Source organism: Megasphaera sp. UBA4382, assembly GCF_002391155.1.
Taxonomy (GTDB): Bacteria; Bacillota; Negativicutes; order Veillonellales; family Megasphaeraceae; genus Megasphaera; species Megasphaera hexanoica.
In genome coordinates, this window is sequence record NZ_DGRS01000048.1 from 21576 (window position 1) to 39922 (window position 18347).

The 18347-nt window shown below is 50.9% G+C and carries 9 protein-coding genes and 1 pseudogene; 7 read left to right on the forward strand and 3 right to left on the reverse strand.

Annotated features, from left to right (window positions below; translation table 11 throughout):
* Positions 1–36 precede the first annotated feature (36 nt).
* Complete coding sequence (locus B4H10_RS05540; protein ID WP_292018352.1) at positions 37–7650, forward strand: filamentous hemagglutinin N-terminal domain-containing protein; 7614 nt, start codon at positions 37–39, stop codon at positions 7648–7650.
* Between the two features lie 65 nt (positions 7651–7715).
* Here the strand turns inward: B4H10_RS05540 and pepT are convergent, their stop codons facing one another.
* Together pepT and B4H10_RS05550 are read right to left on the reverse strand one after the other, a co-directional pair.
* Positions 7716–8975: a peptidase T gene (pepT, locus tag B4H10_RS05545; RefSeq protein WP_059075493.1), complete on the reverse strand. Its 1260-nt coding sequence runs from the start codon at positions 8973–8975 to the stop codon at positions 7716–7718.
* 28 nt (positions 8976–9003) lie between these two features.
* Positions 9004–10569 (reverse strand): AbgT family transporter, encoded by a 1566-nt coding sequence (locus B4H10_RS05550; protein ID WP_059075492.1) that lies wholly within the window; start codon positions 10567–10569, stop codon positions 9004–9006.
* A 469-nt stretch (positions 10570–11038) separates the two neighbouring features.
* Between B4H10_RS05550 and B4H10_RS05555 the strand changes: the two genes are divergently transcribed.
* The 6 genes from B4H10_RS05555 (at position 11039) to B4H10_RS05580 (ending at position 17307) form a co-directional block, all read left to right on the forward strand.
* Positions 11039–12109 (forward strand): ABC transporter ATP-binding protein, encoded by a 1071-nt coding sequence (locus B4H10_RS05555; protein WP_059075491.1) that lies wholly within the window; start codon positions 11039–11041, stop codon positions 12107–12109.
* Positions 12102–12929 (forward strand): ABC transporter permease, encoded by an 828-nt coding sequence (locus B4H10_RS05560; protein ID WP_059075490.1) that lies wholly within the window; start codon positions 12102–12104, stop codon positions 12927–12929. Before B4H10_RS05555 ends, B4H10_RS05560 begins: the two co-directional genes overlap by 8 nt.
* Positions 12926–13711: an ABC transporter permease gene (locus B4H10_RS05565; protein ID WP_236699613.1), complete on the forward strand. Its 786-nt coding sequence runs from the start codon at positions 12926–12928 to the stop codon at positions 13709–13711. The genes B4H10_RS05560 and B4H10_RS05565 overlap by 4 nt, the downstream gene beginning before the upstream one ends.
* Positions 13712–13723: 12 nt before the next feature.
* Positions 13724–14797: an ABC transporter substrate-binding protein gene (locus B4H10_RS05570; protein ID WP_083237048.1), complete on the forward strand. Its 1074-nt coding sequence runs from the start codon at positions 13724–13726 to the stop codon at positions 14795–14797.
* A 48-nt stretch (positions 14798–14845) separates the two neighbouring features.
* Complete coding sequence (locus tag B4H10_RS05575; RefSeq protein WP_292018353.1) at positions 14846–15718, forward strand: vWA domain-containing protein; 873 nt, start codon at positions 14846–14848, stop codon at positions 15716–15718.
* A 173-nt stretch (positions 15719–15891) separates the two neighbouring features.
* Positions 15892–17307 carry a radical SAM protein gene (locus B4H10_RS05580; RefSeq protein ID WP_170087946.1) on the forward strand — a complete coding sequence of 472 codons (1416 nt, stop codon included), beginning with the start codon at positions 15892–15894 and terminating at the stop codon, positions 17305–17307.
* A 67-nt stretch (positions 17308–17374) separates the two neighbouring features.
* Here B4H10_RS05580 and B4H10_RS05585 read toward each other — a convergent pair.
* A pseudogene (locus B4H10_RS05585) lies at positions 17375–18347 on the reverse strand (hypothetical protein); the annotation flags it as partial.

Consider the following 18347-nt stretch of genomic DNA (forward strand, 5'->3'; position numbering starts at 1 on the left):
ATATGTATATATAAGAAAGGAATGAAGCGGATATATATGAGATATAGAAATAGAAACCAATGGAAACATCGGCTGACTGGCATGGTCCTCCTGGCCATGGCGCTGGGTGGCTCTGTACAGGCTATGCCTTCGGGCGGAACCATCCGGTCCGGCAATGGGTCCATTGTAGAACAAGGACAAACGATGACGGTTCAACAGAATAGCAACCGCATGGCTATTGACTGGACGCAGTTTGATATAGCTAAAAATGAAACAGTTCGTTATACACAACCTGATAAGAATGCCGTATCACTGAACCGGGTTACCGGTGGCCAGCAGTCCCTGATCGAAGGGAACCTGAATGCCAATGGACATGTTTTTCTGGTCAACCCTAATGGTGTCGTATTTGGTAAAAATGCCAGTGTCGATGTAGGAGGACTAGTCGCTTCGACGGCCCGTCTCTCTGATGACACGATGAATCGCTTCGGCAGCAGCCAGGATTCCCTGAATCTCGCTGTTGATAATGAAAACAATGCGTCTGTTATCAATGAAGGAATCATCAAGGCCCAGGGCGGTCTGGTCGCTCTTCATGCGTCAAACGTAGAAAACAGTGGTACCATTGTCAGTGATGGCGGTATGGTAGCTCTTACGGCAGCAAAGAATCTGAATCTGTCCAGTGATGCTGATGGCAAACTGAATTTCACTGTCGATGGTACGCTGGCACGGGCACAATCTCTCAACAGCGGTACGCTCAAAGCCGATGGCGGATACGTCGTCATGACGGCTAAAAGTGCCGGCGATGTCCTGAGCACGGTCGTCAACAACAGCGGCACCATTGAAGCTAAGACGCTGCGTAAAAATGAAAAAGGCCAGATCATTCTCGACGGCGGAGACCATGGACAGGTCGATGTTAGTGGAACCTTGGACGCTTCCGGTACGGAAAAAGGCCAGGACGCAGGAAATATCAAAGTCATCGGTGAAAAGACCATCGTCCATGACGGGACAAACCTCCTCGCCCGCGGTGATGTGGACGGCGGCAAAATCGAAACCTCCGGCGACGTGCTGAACCTGGGGGATAATCTCACAATCGATGCAAAAGGCGTCAGCGGCAAGGCAGGGGAATGGCTGCTGGATCCGCTGGACGTAATCATCGCCGACAGTGATCCCACAACGACAAGTAATTATGACAATGCGGAAAAGAAAACCGCCGCGGATTCTGATTTCACCAAGGGCAGTGCTTCCATCGGCTACAACGACCCCGATGCCACCACCGCCAATGCTTCTTCCGTAAACAGTGCTGTAACCTGGATTTCCACTGATATGGTGGAAAAAATGCTGAATGCGGGTACGAATGTGACCATCCAGGCAGCGGCCACTAACGGATCGGCCAATATCATCGTCAAAAATGACATCGATAAGACCGCAGGGGATGATGCCACCTTTACCCTGGATGCAATGCGGAACATCACCGTCAATGGCAATATCACTTCTACGGCGGGTAAGCTGAATGTAGTCCTGAATGCGGACAGCAACGGGGACCAGATCGGTGCCGTAATCATCAATGCCAATATCAATACCAATGGGGGAAATTTCACCTCCGCTTCCGGCGGTACGGTGACATATACCAGTGATAAGGCCAATACCAAAGGGTATGGCAAAGGGACCCTTAGCGGCAAGGCAGATCCTGCGGGCCATACGGTCGGTACCTATTTTGGCCATGTGGACAGCAGCGGTACAGCGGATGGGGCAAAGGATGACCGGATGATCAAGACCAGCGGCGGGAAGATCACCCTTAACGGGGAAATCGCCATCGGCCTCAACGGGGGAACTCTGACCCTGGATTCCGGGGGCGGAGATGTGACGGCCACCGGGATCATCAACTCCGGGAACAGCTATGGGGCCTATGTATACGGGACGGACACTTGGAATACCCTGGTGGAACAGACGGTGGAAAAATACCTGGAAAAAGGTACGGTCCCGGCCTATCATTACCAGGGTGTTAACTATGTGAAAGACACCAGCGGCAACTATGTGAAGAATGCAGACGGGACTTATCAATACACCACAGACGCCCAGAGCTTTAGCAATGGACAGCCCCATTACACCTTCTCTGAAGCCGATACCCAGAATGTCCGCTGGCTGGGAGACGGGAGCTCCACCAGCGTCAGCACAAGTGCGGGGACGGGATATGCTTCCGTCGTCATCACCAAAGGCGAAATGACCTTGGAACAATGGCTGAATTACCAGCTCACCTATAACGCAGCTAACTTTGCCAATCGATATATCAGCCAGAGCAGTGGGGTTAAGGTGGTAACTGCTACAAGTTGCGGTAAGACTACTGCTTCTGTACAAAATTCGGCCGGAAAAACCATGACCACAGCCGATTTAAAAACCTATCTGACCGCGGCTGTTGAAAGCTTCACGAATGGTACGGCCAGCACCGATACCACGTTGAACGGACAGACTCTTTACGCCAATATCAAGGACGACATCAGCCATCTCCTGGCTACCAACTGGTTTGCATCCAAGGAACTGGCCCAGGGAAATACCAAAGGCGGTTCGGCTGCAGGGGATTCCTACCTGGCCACCATTACCACCATCCTGGAAAACTCCCTGACCACGCCTAACGGCCAGCAGATCCTCTGGGCCGGTGGCCGGGGTTCCGGCGTACTGAACAAAAAGGGTTCCAACAGCAGCACCAACGACAAGCTCTATCCTTATTCCTTTTACGGCATGCCCGACGATCCTACCTATCAGGACGGCATGTACTGGGTCACCGGCCCGGAAGGGGAAGCCAATAATGGCAAGGGGACCCAATTCTACAGCAATGCTGGTTCTAACTGGCAGAGCGGGAATTATGGGAAAGCCGTTTATGGGTATGTGAACTGGGATACCTATAAAGACGGGAACAAGACCCGTTCCCAGCCGGACAACAGTGCACCGTTCCTGACCGTAGGGTTTGGCACCACCGGCAAGTGGGACGATGCGGCCATGGGCGGGGATACCACCGTGGGCTTTATCAAGGAGACCAACCTGGCCAATTCCAGCCTGAACATCAAAGCCGGCAGCGGCGCTGTCAGCCTGGAAGGGGATATCGGGAAAGGCAAGGCTCTGGATACGGTGAACATTGAAAGCACCGGGGCCGTGACCATCGGGAATGAAAACAATAAAGCCACAAACTATAAATACGGCACTGTTTATGCGGACCATGGGGTCTACATTTCCGGGGGTACCGTATCGGTAGGCGGGGAAATCCATTCCGGCACCACGGATACCACCGCTTCTGCCAGTGACATCACCACCCGCAGCGATGGATACCAGAACACCGCCTTCCAGTTGGACAGTGTAACCATCAAATCAGCCGGTGACCTTACCGTCCACGGCGTGGAATCCGACGGCTATACAGATAGTGACAGCACCCTGAACGGCGGCAAGATCAGTCTGACTTCCACCGGGAAGACCGGTAAGATCACCCTGGGCGCCGGCGTGGATTACAATGGCAATGCCACAGAGGGCACCCTGGCTGCGGCCAGCACGGCAAAAGGCGCTGTGGTGGTCGATGCCCAGGGCAGCCAGGGCTCTCTGGTGAACAGCACCACCGGTACTTCTGCCATCACCACCGGCACCGGAGGCACCTGGCAGGTCTATGTGAATTCCCCCAGCGACTATGGCACCAGCCTGGGCAGCAATCTGAACAGCAGCACCAATGCCCAGTGGACGGCGAAATCCGGCTCCAACACTACGGTGAATACAAACAGCTCCAAGAACACACTGACGGACTATACTGATACCAGCAGCAACAAGTTCATCTTCCAGGTAACCCCGGTGATCACCATTTCCGGAGGCAGCCAGAAGAAAACCTACGGGGATACCCTTACCGATGACCAACTGCGGGATCTGCTGATCACCTCGGCCACCTATACGGATTCCACCGGCAAGGATGTCGATGTGACCCAGTTCAGCAATTTCAATGAAGCCGATTATCTGACCTACGTGACCAGTTCCGATGGAAACAAAACCGGAACGAATGCTGTGGCTGTTTCCAGTGATGGGGCGGCAGCAGGGGCCACCCGGACCCAGGGGGACGAAGACAAGACAGCTTCTGATGGGAACAGGGCCTTCTATGTATTCAATGTGGAGGAAAATGGGGCCAAGGCGCTGAACGGATATGACCTGAAAACGGTCAATGGGGATATCGAAATCCTCCGGAAGACACTGACCATCAACACCGATGGTACCCAGACTTATGGCAACTCCACGGTGAAGAGCGGGACGCCTTCTTACGACAAAACCCAGCTGGTGAACGGAGATACTCTGACTGATAGCGATATCAAGTATACCATTTCTACTGATGGTACTTATGCTGACAGCAAGGGTGGCAATACCACGGCCCATGTAGGCAAATATGAAGACCAATATCTGACTTCCAGTGCAGAGGTAAAGGCTAGCGATGGCAGCGATGCTTCTGCCAACTATGAGGTCACCGGCAGTGGCACCATCACGGTGAACCCGGCGGATCTCTACCTGACGGTGGGGGATGTGTCTACCACCTATGGGACAGCCTTTGACATGGACAAGTATACCTACACCATTGATACGGCAAAAGGCGGACTGGTGAACGGGGATACCCAGTCTGTACTGGGAGATCAATTCCTCAACTACACCAATACCGGGGCGAAAACTGATACCAGCAACGACAAGGTGAAGACTCAGAATGCCGGGAGTTATGAACTCCAGGGGGCTGCCAGTAAGGAACTCTCTGACTATACCATCCATATCACCAACGGGAAATCTACGGTGGAAAAGGCCAAACTGACCTTGACGGTGGGGAATACGGAAACCACCTACGGAACTGCTTTTGATCCCAATACGTACAGCTATACCCTGGAAGGCAATGCCAACGGGGATACGGCAGAGGATGTAGAACACAACAAGATCTCCGTTACATACACCAATGGCGGGGAGAAATCCGATGCGGCCAATGACAAGGTAAAGACCCAGAATGTAGGCAGCTACAATCTGACGGGAACCTTCACGCTCAGCGGGGATACGGCGCAGAACTACGAAATCGGGACCGTGAATGCCGGCAAGGCTGAAGTCACCCCGGCAGAAATCCATCTGAAGCTCAACGATGTATCCACCACCTACGGCACGGATTTCGACACCAGCAAGTACGGCTACGATGCCAGCCAGCTGGCGATGGCCAACGGGGACAGCACGGAAGTGGTGACGAAAACCATTGGCAACGGGGATATCACCTACACCAATACCGGGGACGCTACGGATCCGGACAATGAGAATGTAAAGACCCAAAACGCAGGCACAGGATACAAACTGACCGGGACTACGGAGAAGACACTGCAGAATTATAAGGTGTTCATCGACGGAGCCAGCTCTACCGTGGATAAAGCGGATCTGACACTGACACTGAAAGATGTCTCCACTACGTACGGTACACCTTTTGAAAGCAGCACCTATGGGTACAAAAAGGATGCGGCGGATCTGCAGGGGCTGACCAACGGGGATGCCGCAGCGGCCATCACCGATGTTCTCCAGGACAGCGATTTTACGTATGCAAATGGCGGGGCGAAATCCGATCCCAATAACGAAAATGTCAAGACCCAGAACGCCGGCAGTTACCAGATTACCGGCAGTACCTCCAAACCCCTGGACAACTACAACATCAAAGTGGTGAACCCGGGCACTTCTAAGGTAGAAAAGGCCAAACTGACCTTGAAAGTGGGGGATACGAGCACTACCTATGGGTCAAGTGATTGGACCCCTTATGCCTATACCCTGTCTGGAAATGCCAATGGGGATTCAGAGGACAACGTAAGGAACAATCAAATTGAAGTTTCCTATTCCAATGGCGGAGAAAAGTCTGATCCCAACAATTCCGCTGTCAAGACCCAGAATGCAGGAGACTATGGTCTGACAGGAACGTTTACCCTGAAGGGTGATACGGCCAAGAATTACGAAATTGATGAAGTGAACTCTGACTTGACCGGCAAGGCCACGGTGAAGAAAGCTACTGTGAAGGTGAAGCTCAACGATGTTTCCACCACCTATGGTACAGCTTTTGATACCAGCAAGTATGGTTATGATACCAGCAGTATCGAAGGCCTGACCAACGGGGACGGCTCAGGCGTGGTGACGAGTGCCCTCGATGGGACGTACGGCACGGGCAATATCACCTATACCAATACGGGCGATGCTTCCGCAGAGGAAAAACAGGCCGGCAAGGTGACCAAGACGGTGAACGGCGGGCCATACTACCTGGAAGGGTCTACCAACCAGACACTGGACAACTACAACATCGAGATCGAAAACGGCAATGCCACCATCAACAAAGCCACACTGCATCTGTTCACTGGCGACTATACGGAAGCCTATGGGGATGCCGGGGCAGTTCAGAAGGATCTGGATAGTGCTACTACGGTCAAGGGCGAAAAAAACGGGGACAGCCTGGTTGAATTGACGTCTAAAATCGGTATCACCAACACATCTGGTGCTCTCGTAAGTAAGGACCGGACCAACGATGTAAAGTACAAGACGGATGGCAGCCTGGACAGCTATGGCATTACGACGGACTTCAATAAGTCCCTGGACAACTACGAAGTGGTGCTGGATAAGGCCGGTACGGTTACTCTGACACCGGTAGCCATCAAAGTTACCAACGACATGATTCAGACTTATGGCTCGGATAAGACAACCTTTACGGAATCGTCCAATCCCAATCTGGTGAACGGGGATACTATTTCTACGGTTGGCCTGACTATGACGCCGAAGGCTGGCGGAGCGTATGAAACCAACCGGGCCGGCCGGACTACGGCCGATGCCGGGACGTATTACAATGACATGGAATCTGATGGAGGCGGGATCGTCCATGAAAATGGCAGCGATGCCCGGAAGAACTACCTAGTCACCATCGAAGGGGACATCATCGTAAATAAAGCCCCCCTCCGTATTGATACGGATGACGTATTCACCCAGTACGGTGTAGTACGGACGACCCGGTCCCGCGTTACGGGCCTGACCAACGGGGATCAGCCGGGAGGTCTGAGCTATGATTATGGTGACTATGGTCATGGCTATCTCAATGGCAATACACGGACAAACTGGCCAGGTACATATTCCTTTGGAACATTCCTCAGCGGTCCTGATTTTCTGAAGAACTATTTCGTTTCCGGTGGAGATGCGACATTGCAGATTGTTCAGACCAAACCGGATATTACGAATCAGGATGTCTGGAACCGTGAGGGTGGCCGGCCGCAGCACAAAATAGAAATTTCTATGCCGATTTTCCGTGTTCAGGACAATACAGTCAAACAGTATGGCACCTATGGTGTTTCCCAGGCGGGAGAAACAACGAAGCTTTCGCCGACGGGCATGCGCCTCACGGAACCGGTACAGCCTCAGCTGCACAGCCGTTCCATCAAAACGAACATACAGACAGAAGATGGCAGTGGTATGTTCCGTCTCGATTATGATGGAGTAACCCTGCGGATTTATCCACTTGATGACGGGGCACAATACGTCGTCAAAGCCGGTGATGCAAAGAAAAACGTATCACTTTCTGAAAAGGCAATCCACGCAGCTTTTACAGAAATGGGTCTCGACCTCGTACGGCTCAAAGGTGTATATGTATATTTTGCGGATCCTGTCGTATAGTAGTAATACGAAAACTGCCGCACGAAGCAAATTTGCTTCGTGCGGCAGTTTTTTTATCATAACAGTTATCCTTTGTAAATGAGGTCAATGAGTTTCATCGTGACTTCATAGGATTTTTCCAGACTGGGAAGGGGCAGGAATTCATAACGGGAATGGAAATTCAGGCCGCCTGTAAAGTAGTTTGGCGTGAGGATGCCTTTGGTGGAGATAAAGGAACCATCCGTACCACCGCGCATGGCAATGGGTTTGGGCTGAATCTGCAATTCCTTGAATGCATCGAAAATGTAGTCGATGGCCTTGTGATTGTCATCGGTAATCGCATCGGCAATATTGCCATAGGTATCTTCCATTTCGCAGGTGATGGCAGCCCGAGGTTCCATCTGTTTCAGCTTTTCTACGTTGGCAGCAATACGCCGTTTCTTTTCTTCGTATTTTTCTTTGCTGTGGTCACGGATATTGAGGCTGACAACGGCTTTGGACTGGTTGGATTCTACGGCCTGGCACCATATGTACCCTTCTTTTCCTTCTGTGCATTCCGGCGTTTCGCTGCGGTCAAACATATTGATGAAATCGCAGGCCAGGAGCGTCGGGTTGACCAGATTGCCCTTGGCGCTCATGGGATGGGCGCTGACACCGTGAATGGTAACTGTGGCCGAACCGGCGTTGAATGTTTCGTAGACGATTTCCCCGAGGGCACAGCTGTCTATGGTGTAGGCAAAATCGACAGGGAATTTGGAAAAGTCCATATTCTTCGAGCCGAAGAGACCACATTCTTCGTCGGGGACAAAGGCGACGTAGATATCGCCGTGATACAGGCCCGGATGGGTGGTCAGGGTGTGCAGTGCCGTCATGACGTTGGTGATGGCGGCTTTGTTATCTGCCCCGAGGACGCTGGTGCCATCTGTCGTGATCAGGTCCTGGCCGACGTAGTCGCGTAGTTCCGGATGATCACTGACGGTCATGACGATGTTTTTATCTGCGTTGAGGACGATGTCACTGCCGTCGTAATGTTCGACGAGCTGGGGATGTACGACAGGAGACAGGTCTACATCGACTGTATCCAGATGGGCGCAGAAGCCGACGGCAGGAATCTTGCGGTCGCAACCCGGTTCAGTGTGGGCCGGGAGACGGCCTGTAAGGACGCATTTATCTGACAGAGACAGATCGATGAGCCCCATGTCTTCACATTCTTTCATGAGCGTACGGGCCATATCCCACTGCGATTCCGTGCTGGGAACCTGCGTGCCGCCATTGGGCTTGCTCTGAGACGGAATGCGGACATAGCGGCAAAAACGATGCATCATTTCTTCTTGTAATGGATTCATAGGATAGTTCCTCCTTTACTATATCCCGTTAGAACATCTGGCGGGGATATACATAATCTGCCTGGAAGCCGAGAGGAATATTGAACCACCAGAAGAGGTACAACATGATGGTCAGGGCTACGAGCAGGGCACCGGTATAAGGAAGCATCATACTGCTCAGGGTACCGACGCCGGTTTTTTTGTAATATTTCTGGCAATAAATGATAATCAGGGGATAGAAAGCAAACATCGGTGTGCAGACGTTGACGGCGGAGTCACTGACGCGGAATGCGGCCTGGGTCAGTTCCGGGGCAATGCCGACAGACATGAGCATCGGTACGAAAATCGGCGCCAGAATGGACCATTTTGCCGATGCCGATGTGATGAGCAGATTGAGAAGGGCGACGAAGACGATGACCCCGAAAATCGTAATCTGCGGCGGCAGAGCCAGGGACTTCAGGAATTCCGCACCGGATACGGCGATGAGAGCACCCAGATTGGAAGCACCGAAGGCATACATGAACTGGGCAGCGAAGAAATAGAATACGATAAGCTGTACCAGCGTCTTGGTGATTTCTTCCATGGAATGGGTGAAATCTTTGGAACTTCTGAATTTACCGCTGATGATACCGTATACGATACCCGTGACGGCACAGAGCATAAAGATGATAGCGACGATAGACTGCATGACCGGCGCTTTGAAGCTGGCCAGATTCCCCTGAGGATCACGCCAGATCGAGTCGGCCGGCATGAGACTCAGGAAGAGGCCGGCGAGCATGGCGATGAGGACAAAGGAAGCGATATAGAAAGCGCGGTTTTCTTTGGGGGTAATAGCTGTCATGGCACTTTCCGATACGTCGATGTCGGTGTCGAGAGGACAGGCTTTCCAGCACCATGGTTCTGTGATTTTTTCCGTAATCCACCAGCAGGAGCCGATGACGGCAAAGGTAGAGCCGACGGCATAGAAATAATTGCAGAGAACATTGACTTCATAGGTCGGATCGATAATCTGGGCGGCCATCTGGGTAAAGCCCTGGATGACCGGGTCGATGGCCGACGGCGTGTAGTTGGCCGCAAAGGCACCGGCGATACCGGCAAAAGATGCGGCGACGCCGGAAAGCGGGTGTTTGCCCGATGCATAGAAGAGATAGGCCGCAATAGGGATGATAATCATGTAGCCGCTATCCGGTGCCAGATGGCTGAGCATACCGACGACGATGACAATCGGCGTGAGCAGGAATTTCGGCGTTACCGTCAGGATTTTTTTGAGGCCCGTGTTGATATAGCCGGATCCGTCAGCGATGCCGATACCCAGAGTGGCTACGATAACCATGCCGAGGGGCGGGAAACCAGAGTAATTAGTGACCATCTTGGTCATGAGAGTGACCAGTGACGCCGGGCTGAGCATATTAGTGATGGCAATCTGCTTGCCTGTCGCCGGGTTGACATAATCGAACGTAAAGTACGAAAAAATCATGGAAACGATACAAGTGATGAAGAATGCGGCGATAAATAACATGGTGATATCAGGGATTTTATTACCGATTCGTTCAATCCAGCCGAGGAATCCTCCGACTTTCTGGGGCTGTACGGTTTCAGGGGTTGTGTTAGGCATAGGAATAAGCACTCCTTCTTGTATGTTGGATATCCATAGATGGGGTGCAGCTGCAGTGCTATATATATACGATCGTATTCAGCTTATTCAGTATACCATGTCCTATATAATAAGACAAATGCATGAAGTATAATTATGACAAGTATTATTTTTTAGAATATACTTTTTTATAAATAAATTTAAACGTATAACCTATAGCGTATTTGTTTTAGAAAGAAAATTTTACATGAAATTTACAAAATTTAAAACGTAAAAATGCGATAAAAATTATTTAACAATCGTAAGACTCTATGATCTATTTTTTATAAATAATAACTATAGAATAGCATAGAAAATAAAAATAAAAATCGAAAAATGGGGATGGAAATGAAAAAATGGCGGTTGCCCAACGTTCCCTTTCTTTGGTAGAATAATACAGTTAAGGTGAATGTATTATGCGGACCTGTGAGACGGGAGGAAACAATAGGAAATGAAAAAAGAATTGATTCATTTGCAGGGCGTATCAAAGTCCTTTGATGGTCATCTCGTACTGGACGGACTTGATCTGACGATTTATGAAAATGAATTCGTGACGCTGCTGGGTCCCAGTGGCTGCGGCAAAACGACGACATTGCGGCTTATTGCCGGGTTTGAAGAACCCGACACAGGTGTTGTCCTGTTTGATGGTCAGGATATTACCCACGTACCGCCCAATCGCCGCCAGGTGAATACAGTTTTTCAGAATTACGCACTTTTTTCGCATATGGACGTTTCCGGAAATATCGCGTTTGGCCCTAAAATTCATGGGAAATCCCGCGATTATATCAAGGACAAAATCCGGTATGCCCTGAAACTAGTCAATCTCGATGGCTATGAACATGCCAATATTGTCGATTTATCCGGTGGCCAGCAGCAGCGGGTTGCTATCGCCCGGGCCATCGTCAACGAACCGCGGGTACTTCTCTTGGACGAACCACTCAGTGCGCTGGACCGCAAATTGCGGCGCAGTATGCAGCTGGAGCTCATGAAAATAAAAAAGGAACTGGGCATTACCTTCGTCTTTGTTACCCACGACCAGGAAGAAGCCCTGAGTATGTCCGATACAGTCGTCGTCATGAATCAGGGCTATGTCCAGCAGATCGGTACGCCGGAAAGCGTCTACAATGAACCGGAAAATGCGTTCGTAGCCGATTTTATCGGAGACAGCAATATCGTCGACGGACTCATGGTCCACGATAAACTCGTGCGTATCCAGGGACTGGATTTTGATTGCGTCGATGTGGGATTTGGCAACAACCGCCCCGTCGATGTACAGATACGGCCGGAAGACATCGAACTTCATAAAGTCCGCGAAGGGGCACTCAACGGCACGGTGACCAAGGTCATCTTTGAAGGGATGAATTACAATATCACCGTCCGGGCCGGGAAAATCGAATGGCTGGTCAAATCGACGCGTGTCTATCACACAGGGGATGCGGTCAGTCTGTGGGTGGATCCCTTCAATATCCAGATTATGAATAAACCGGAATCGGAAGATGAAAGGGCGATGGAAAATGATTAAATCTGCGGCCATGCGCCATCTCTTTGCCCTGCCCTTTCTGCTTTGGGCAGCGCTGTTTATTTTCGTTCCCCTCGTATTTGTCGGCTGGTATGGCCTGACGGGCGGTGACGGGCAGTGGAGTCTTGCTAATGTGGGCGTCCTGCTGCAGTGGGAATATGCCAGGGCACTGGAATTATCTATTCTTCTGGCACTAGTGAGTACCTTGGTCTGTCTCCTCGTGTCGTACCCGCTATGTCTGATTCTGACGGAACGCCAACGCAGTCACGGTGCCCTCATTTTCCTCCTGTTTATCCTGCCCATGTGGATGAATTCTCTCCTGTCTACCATGGCCTGGCAGACGATCCTTGAGAAAAATGGCATTCTCAACCAGTTTCTGCGCTTGTTGTCCCTGCCGGATGTGACGCTCATTAATACGCCGGCAGCTATCGTCATCGGCATGATATACAATTTTCTACCATATATGGTGCTGCCTTTGTATGTATCTCTCTCGAAAATCAATAAAAACGTCATCTTTGCAGCCCGGGATCTGGGGGCCAGCTCGTGGCAGACGTTTACGCGGGTTATCCTGCCGTTGTCTCTGCCGGGCGCTATCAGCGGGATTACCATGGTTTTTATTCCGTCTCTGACGACATTCTTTATCAGTGGCCTCCTCGGTGGCAATAAGGTTCTTTTAATCGGCAATATTGTCGAACAGGAATTCACCATGGCCTATGACTGGCATCTGGGGAGCGGACTATCGCTGGTCCTCATGATTTTTATTATTATCAATATGATGCTGACGGCCTATTTTGACCGCAGCGAAGGGCAGGTGAAGAAATGATGCGTCTCTGGAAAAAAGCCTATGTAGCTTTGATTTTCCTGTTTCTCTACGCCCCTATCGGCGTACTCATCGCCCAGTCGTTCAATGCCAGCCGCTACCGGGGGCACTGGACAGGCTTTACCCTCCAGTGGTACGGCGAACTGTTTCAGAATGAAGGCATCCTGGAAGCTCTGCAGAATACCATTACCATTGGCTTGTCATCCGCGGCCGTGGCGACGCTTCTCGGACTGGTGACCTGTCTGGCTCTGCGCGGTATGGGGCGGCGCCGCCGGTCCGTTTTGATGGGCGTTGCCAATATTCCCCTCCTCAACGCCGATATCGTGACGGGGATTTCCCTCATGCTGCTGTTCCTGGGCCTGGGACTGCGCCTCGGCTACGGTACCATCCTCATGGCTCACATCGTATTCAATCTGCCCTACGTCATCCTCTGTCTCATGCCGCAGATGCTGTCTCTGGACCGCAACTGCTATGATGCGGCACGCGATCTGGGGGCAACACCGCTGATGGCATTCCGCCGCGTAGTCCTGCCGGAACTGCGGCCCAGCCTGTTGGCCGGGTTTATGCTGGCCTTCACCATGTCGGCCGACGATTTCATCATTACTCACTTTACCAAAGGCGCCGGCATCGACACGCTGCCTACAGAAATCTATGCCGAACTGAAACTGGGGATCCATCCGGAAATGTATGCCCTGTCCACACTGGTATTTGTCTTTGTCCTGGTCTTTGCGTTTCTCCTGTTCTGGAACCGGAAACGCATGCAGATAGGCCAGTCAGCACGATAAGGGGGCGGTTACATGAAAAAAATATATATCGTCTCTATTTGTCTGGCTCTCTTGATGAGTATCCTGGCGTTTTCGGGTTGCGGATTTCAGGACGAAGAAGCCGAAGGCGATAGTGTAGTTTATGTGTATAACTGGGGTGACTATATCGACCCCGATACACTGGAACAGTTTGAAGAAGAAACGGGGATACACGTCGTCATGGATGAATTCGATACCAATGAAAGTATGTATCCCCTGGTAGCAGCCGGTGCGGTACGGTACGATGTCATCTGTCCGTCGGACTACATGATCCAGAAGATGATCAAACACGATCTCCTGCAGCCTCTCGATTTCTCCCGTCTTCCCAATGCCCGCCAGTACGTGGGACAGGTGTTTTATAAGCAGTCGGAGACGTTCGATCCGGGAAACATCTATTCCGTGCCGTACTGCTGGGGAACGGTTGGAATCCTGTACAACCGCACCATGGTCGATGATCCTGTAGACAGCTGGGATATTCTCTGGAATGAAAAGTATAAGAATGAAATCCTCATGCAGGATTCGCCCCGCGATGCTTATATGGTAGCCCTGAAGCGGCTGGGGTATTCTCTGAATACGACAAACCCGGATGAAATGCGTCAGGCCCGGGATATGCTCATTGCTCAGAAGCCACTCGTCCAGGCGTATGGCATCGATGATGTCAAAGATAAACTCGTCTCCGGGGAAGCCGCCATGGGTGTCATCTTTTCCGGAGAAGCCCTGCGTATGATGCTGGAAAATGAAGACCTGGCCTACGTCGTGCCCAAAGAAGGGACCAATCTCTGGATTGATTCGTGGGTAATCCCTAAAAATGCGGCCCATGTAGAAAATGCCCATGCCTTCATCGACTTCATGAGCCGGCCCGATATTGCCCTTAAAAATTTTGAATACCTGACATATTCGACACCGAATACAGCCGTTCCGGAAATGGAAGAGGATGAAGACTATAAGGATAATCCCGTCGTATTCCCACCGCCGGAAGTTTACGAAGGACAGGAAACGTATCAGGATCTCGGTGAAGACGGCGACAAGATGTACAATGAAGGATGGATACAGGTAAAAGTGTATTAAACCTGTAACATAAAGGATGGTATAATAAGGTCATAGTAAAGGAGGGTGATGATGATGAAACAACACTTGAAAGTTATGGCTGCCCTGGCCTGTCTTATGGGGCTGGGGAGTCCAGCTGTCATGGCGGCCAGCTGGACGGATACGCTGCAGCAACTGGCAAAGAGCGTGCCGGCAGTCAGTCAGGTTTTAAAGGAAACAGGAATTTCGTCTACTGTACCGGTACCGGGCACTGCTGCGACGACAGGAACGACGACAACTCAGAGCGGGACAGAACCGGCTGGAACGGAAAAACCGGCTGTACAGGCATCTCATCTGGAAGTCGTGCTGCTCATCGATAAGAGCGGGTCCATGAAAGGCCTGGAAGAAGATACGGTAAAAGGCTACAATTCCATGCTGGCCAAAGAACGGCAGTTGTCGGTGCCGACAAATGTGACGACCATCCTGTTCAGCAGTGATCACGAAATCCTGGCGGACCGTAAGCCGATTTCTGAGGTGCCCGATATGACCCTTGATTCGTATAAGGTCCGTGGCGCGACGGCATTGTACGATACTATTGGCGATGCCATCGAAAAAACAGAAGCGGTCAAAGGCATCGATGATACGGGCAGCAAAGTCCTGTTTGTCATCATCACGGACGGACTGGAAAACTACAGTCAGACCTATGACCAGGAAAAAGTCAGGAAACTGATTGATGCCCAGGAAGAAAAAGGCTGGGAATTTGTCTTTATCGGTGCCAATATGGATGCTGAAAAGGAAGCGGATACGATCGGCATCAAGAAAGAAAATGCCGCGACCTATGAAAATAGTGAAAAAGGCGTTCAGGCCAACTATCAGGCCGTATCCCAGATGGTACATAGTCTGGCTACGACGTCCAGTCTGGTCGGATCCCCCTGGAAAAATTCTATCGTACCGGGAAAATAGATGGATGCAGAAAAGAGAGTGCCCCGTGACCGTATCATGGTTCATGGGGCAGATTTTTTACTCTCCATCTGACTTTTTAACTTTAACCTTTTGACATTTACATTGGGAGGCGTATAATAATAGGTGAAAAGAAAAGTGCTATTTCGGTTTCCAAAAAGAGGAGATGGAATGCCATGAAAAGATTGACACACGAAGTACAAAAGAAAACGGTAGGATTGATTGTAGACCGCATTATGTCAGAAAAAAATCCGGAAGACCGGAGAAAGTCATTGAAACACTTGTCCTTTGTTATGGAACATCTTTTTGGCGACTTATTTGAAAAAGAATCCTTTGAAGAAGCCCGCCGTCTGATTGATGAAGATGGCAAATGGTTCCATTTTTTGGACCATGCGTTGAACACGCTCAACCCGAATATCGTCAAAACGGCTGTCATGGATCTGGGATTTGAAGCCGGTTTTTATGGGCTCCGTGCCCGTAATGCCGCAAAAGCGAAATATCACTGTAATATCCCCTGGGCTATTCTTTTTGATCCGACCAGTGCCTGCAATATGCATTGTATCGGATGCTGGGCTGCCGAATACGGCCATACGCTGAATCTGTCCTTCGATGTGATGGATAAAATCGTGACCCAGGGCAAGGAACTGGGCTGTCATTTCTATCTGCTGACCGGCGGGGAACCACTCGTCCGCAAAGCCGATATCATCCGCCTCTGCCGTAAACATCCCGATTGCGAATTCCATGCGTTTACCAATGGGACCCTCATTGACGATGCCTTTTGTCATGAAGTGACCGATGTAGGCAATCTGAGCTTTTCCCTCAGTGTCGAAGGATACCGGGAAGTCAACGACAGCCGCCGCGGTGCCGGTCATTTCGATAAGGTCATGCATGCCATGGATCTGCTCCGGGAACACGGCATCGTCTTTGGCACGTCTATCTGTTACACCCGCAAGAATATTGAAACGGTTACATCCGATGATTTTCTCGACCTGCTGATCCGCAAGGGCGCTTATTTCACCTGGTATTTCCATTATATGCCTGTCGGTAACGACGCGTCACCAGACCTGATGCCGACGAAGGAACAGAGAGCCTGCATGGTACGCCGTGTCCGCGAAATCCGCAGTGTCAAAGGCGGTAAACCTATTTTTGCCATCGATTTCCAGAACGACGGTCAGTATATTGACGGATGTGTAGCCGGTGGCCGGAACTATTGCCATATCAACCCCAATGGTGACGTGGAACCGTGTGTATTCATCCATTATTCCAGTGCCAATATCAAGAACCAGAGTCTGCTCGAATGTCTGCAGCAGCCTTTGTTCAAAGAATACGCCAAAGGCCAGCCGTTTAACCACAATCATCTGCGTCCGTGCCCGATGCTGGAAAACCCGCAGTATCTGGCAGCTATGGTCAAACGGAGCGGGGCGAAATCGACGGATCTGATTTCGCCGGAATCGGCAGAACACCTGTGCGCAAAGTGTAAAGAATATGCGAAACAGTGGCAGCCTGTAGCAGATACGCTGTGGAAAGAAATCCAGGAAAAAGGAAAACATGATATAGAACAAAAGAAAGACCCCTTACCGAAATGCGGTTGATGGGATAAACAGAACGACGATGCCGTACGGAGCAATCACTGCTTCGTACGGCATCGTCATTTTTATATCAGAAATCAAGGGATTTCTTCATGCTCTTTATGGATTGGTTGATGGATTTCATGCTCTGGTCCAGGCTCTTTATATTGCGGCCTATGGCGGCCTGTGTTTCTTTGCTTTCCTTATAGTTGTCGAGACCGCGGAATTCTGTCGTTTTCCCGCTTTCGGCGTCGCGGATCCGTACCGGGCTGATCTGGACATCGCCGTCTACGATGTGCAGGGCATCGGTTGCGATATCGCCCATGTCAGTGCTGATGACGACATCATAGAAATCAAGCTCGTGATAGCGGTTATTGAAGCGCCCGGAAATGGAATTGAAATGGAGAGGGAAATAGTAGCCGCTGCCAGACTGGAATGATCCATAAGCACTGAGGTGACGGGGATTGCCGTCGCAGCGCATAGTGATATCCATGGCGACGAGAGTCCGGAATTTCATGTCGTGCAGAGCCGTACTGCTGTTAAGGTCTTCCCCGTGCCCATATATGTTGTAGGCCCGGGTTTCCAGATTATAATCGCCATAGGCATCGAGTGTGCCGCCGTATACCTTTGCTTTAACCTGAGTGAACTGGAGCAGGGAATCACGGTAATAGACATCGCCTGATACATCGGTAAAACGCAAAGCCGGCAGATTCAGCCGTTCCATATGGAGGCGGCCCCGCGCTTCCGGCTGGTCCAGCGGTCCTGTAGCGTGAAATGTCAGCGTCATCTGGTCGTGGATGTTATCGCCAAAGCCCAGGGAAGATGGATCTACGTTAACGATATCCGTGTGCAGATCTATCGTAGGGATTTTAGTAGTCAGGTCGATTTTTCCCTTGATGGCGATGCCGTCGCCTACGGCCGTGCCGGCAAACCGTCCGGTAGAGACCTGGATATCCGCCCGTTTTCCCGTATATACGCCGATATGGGCATTGACGCTTTCCATGATGTAATGGCGGCTCATGTGATACGATTCCAGCTGGCAGTTGTGTAGATCCAGAGAGGCA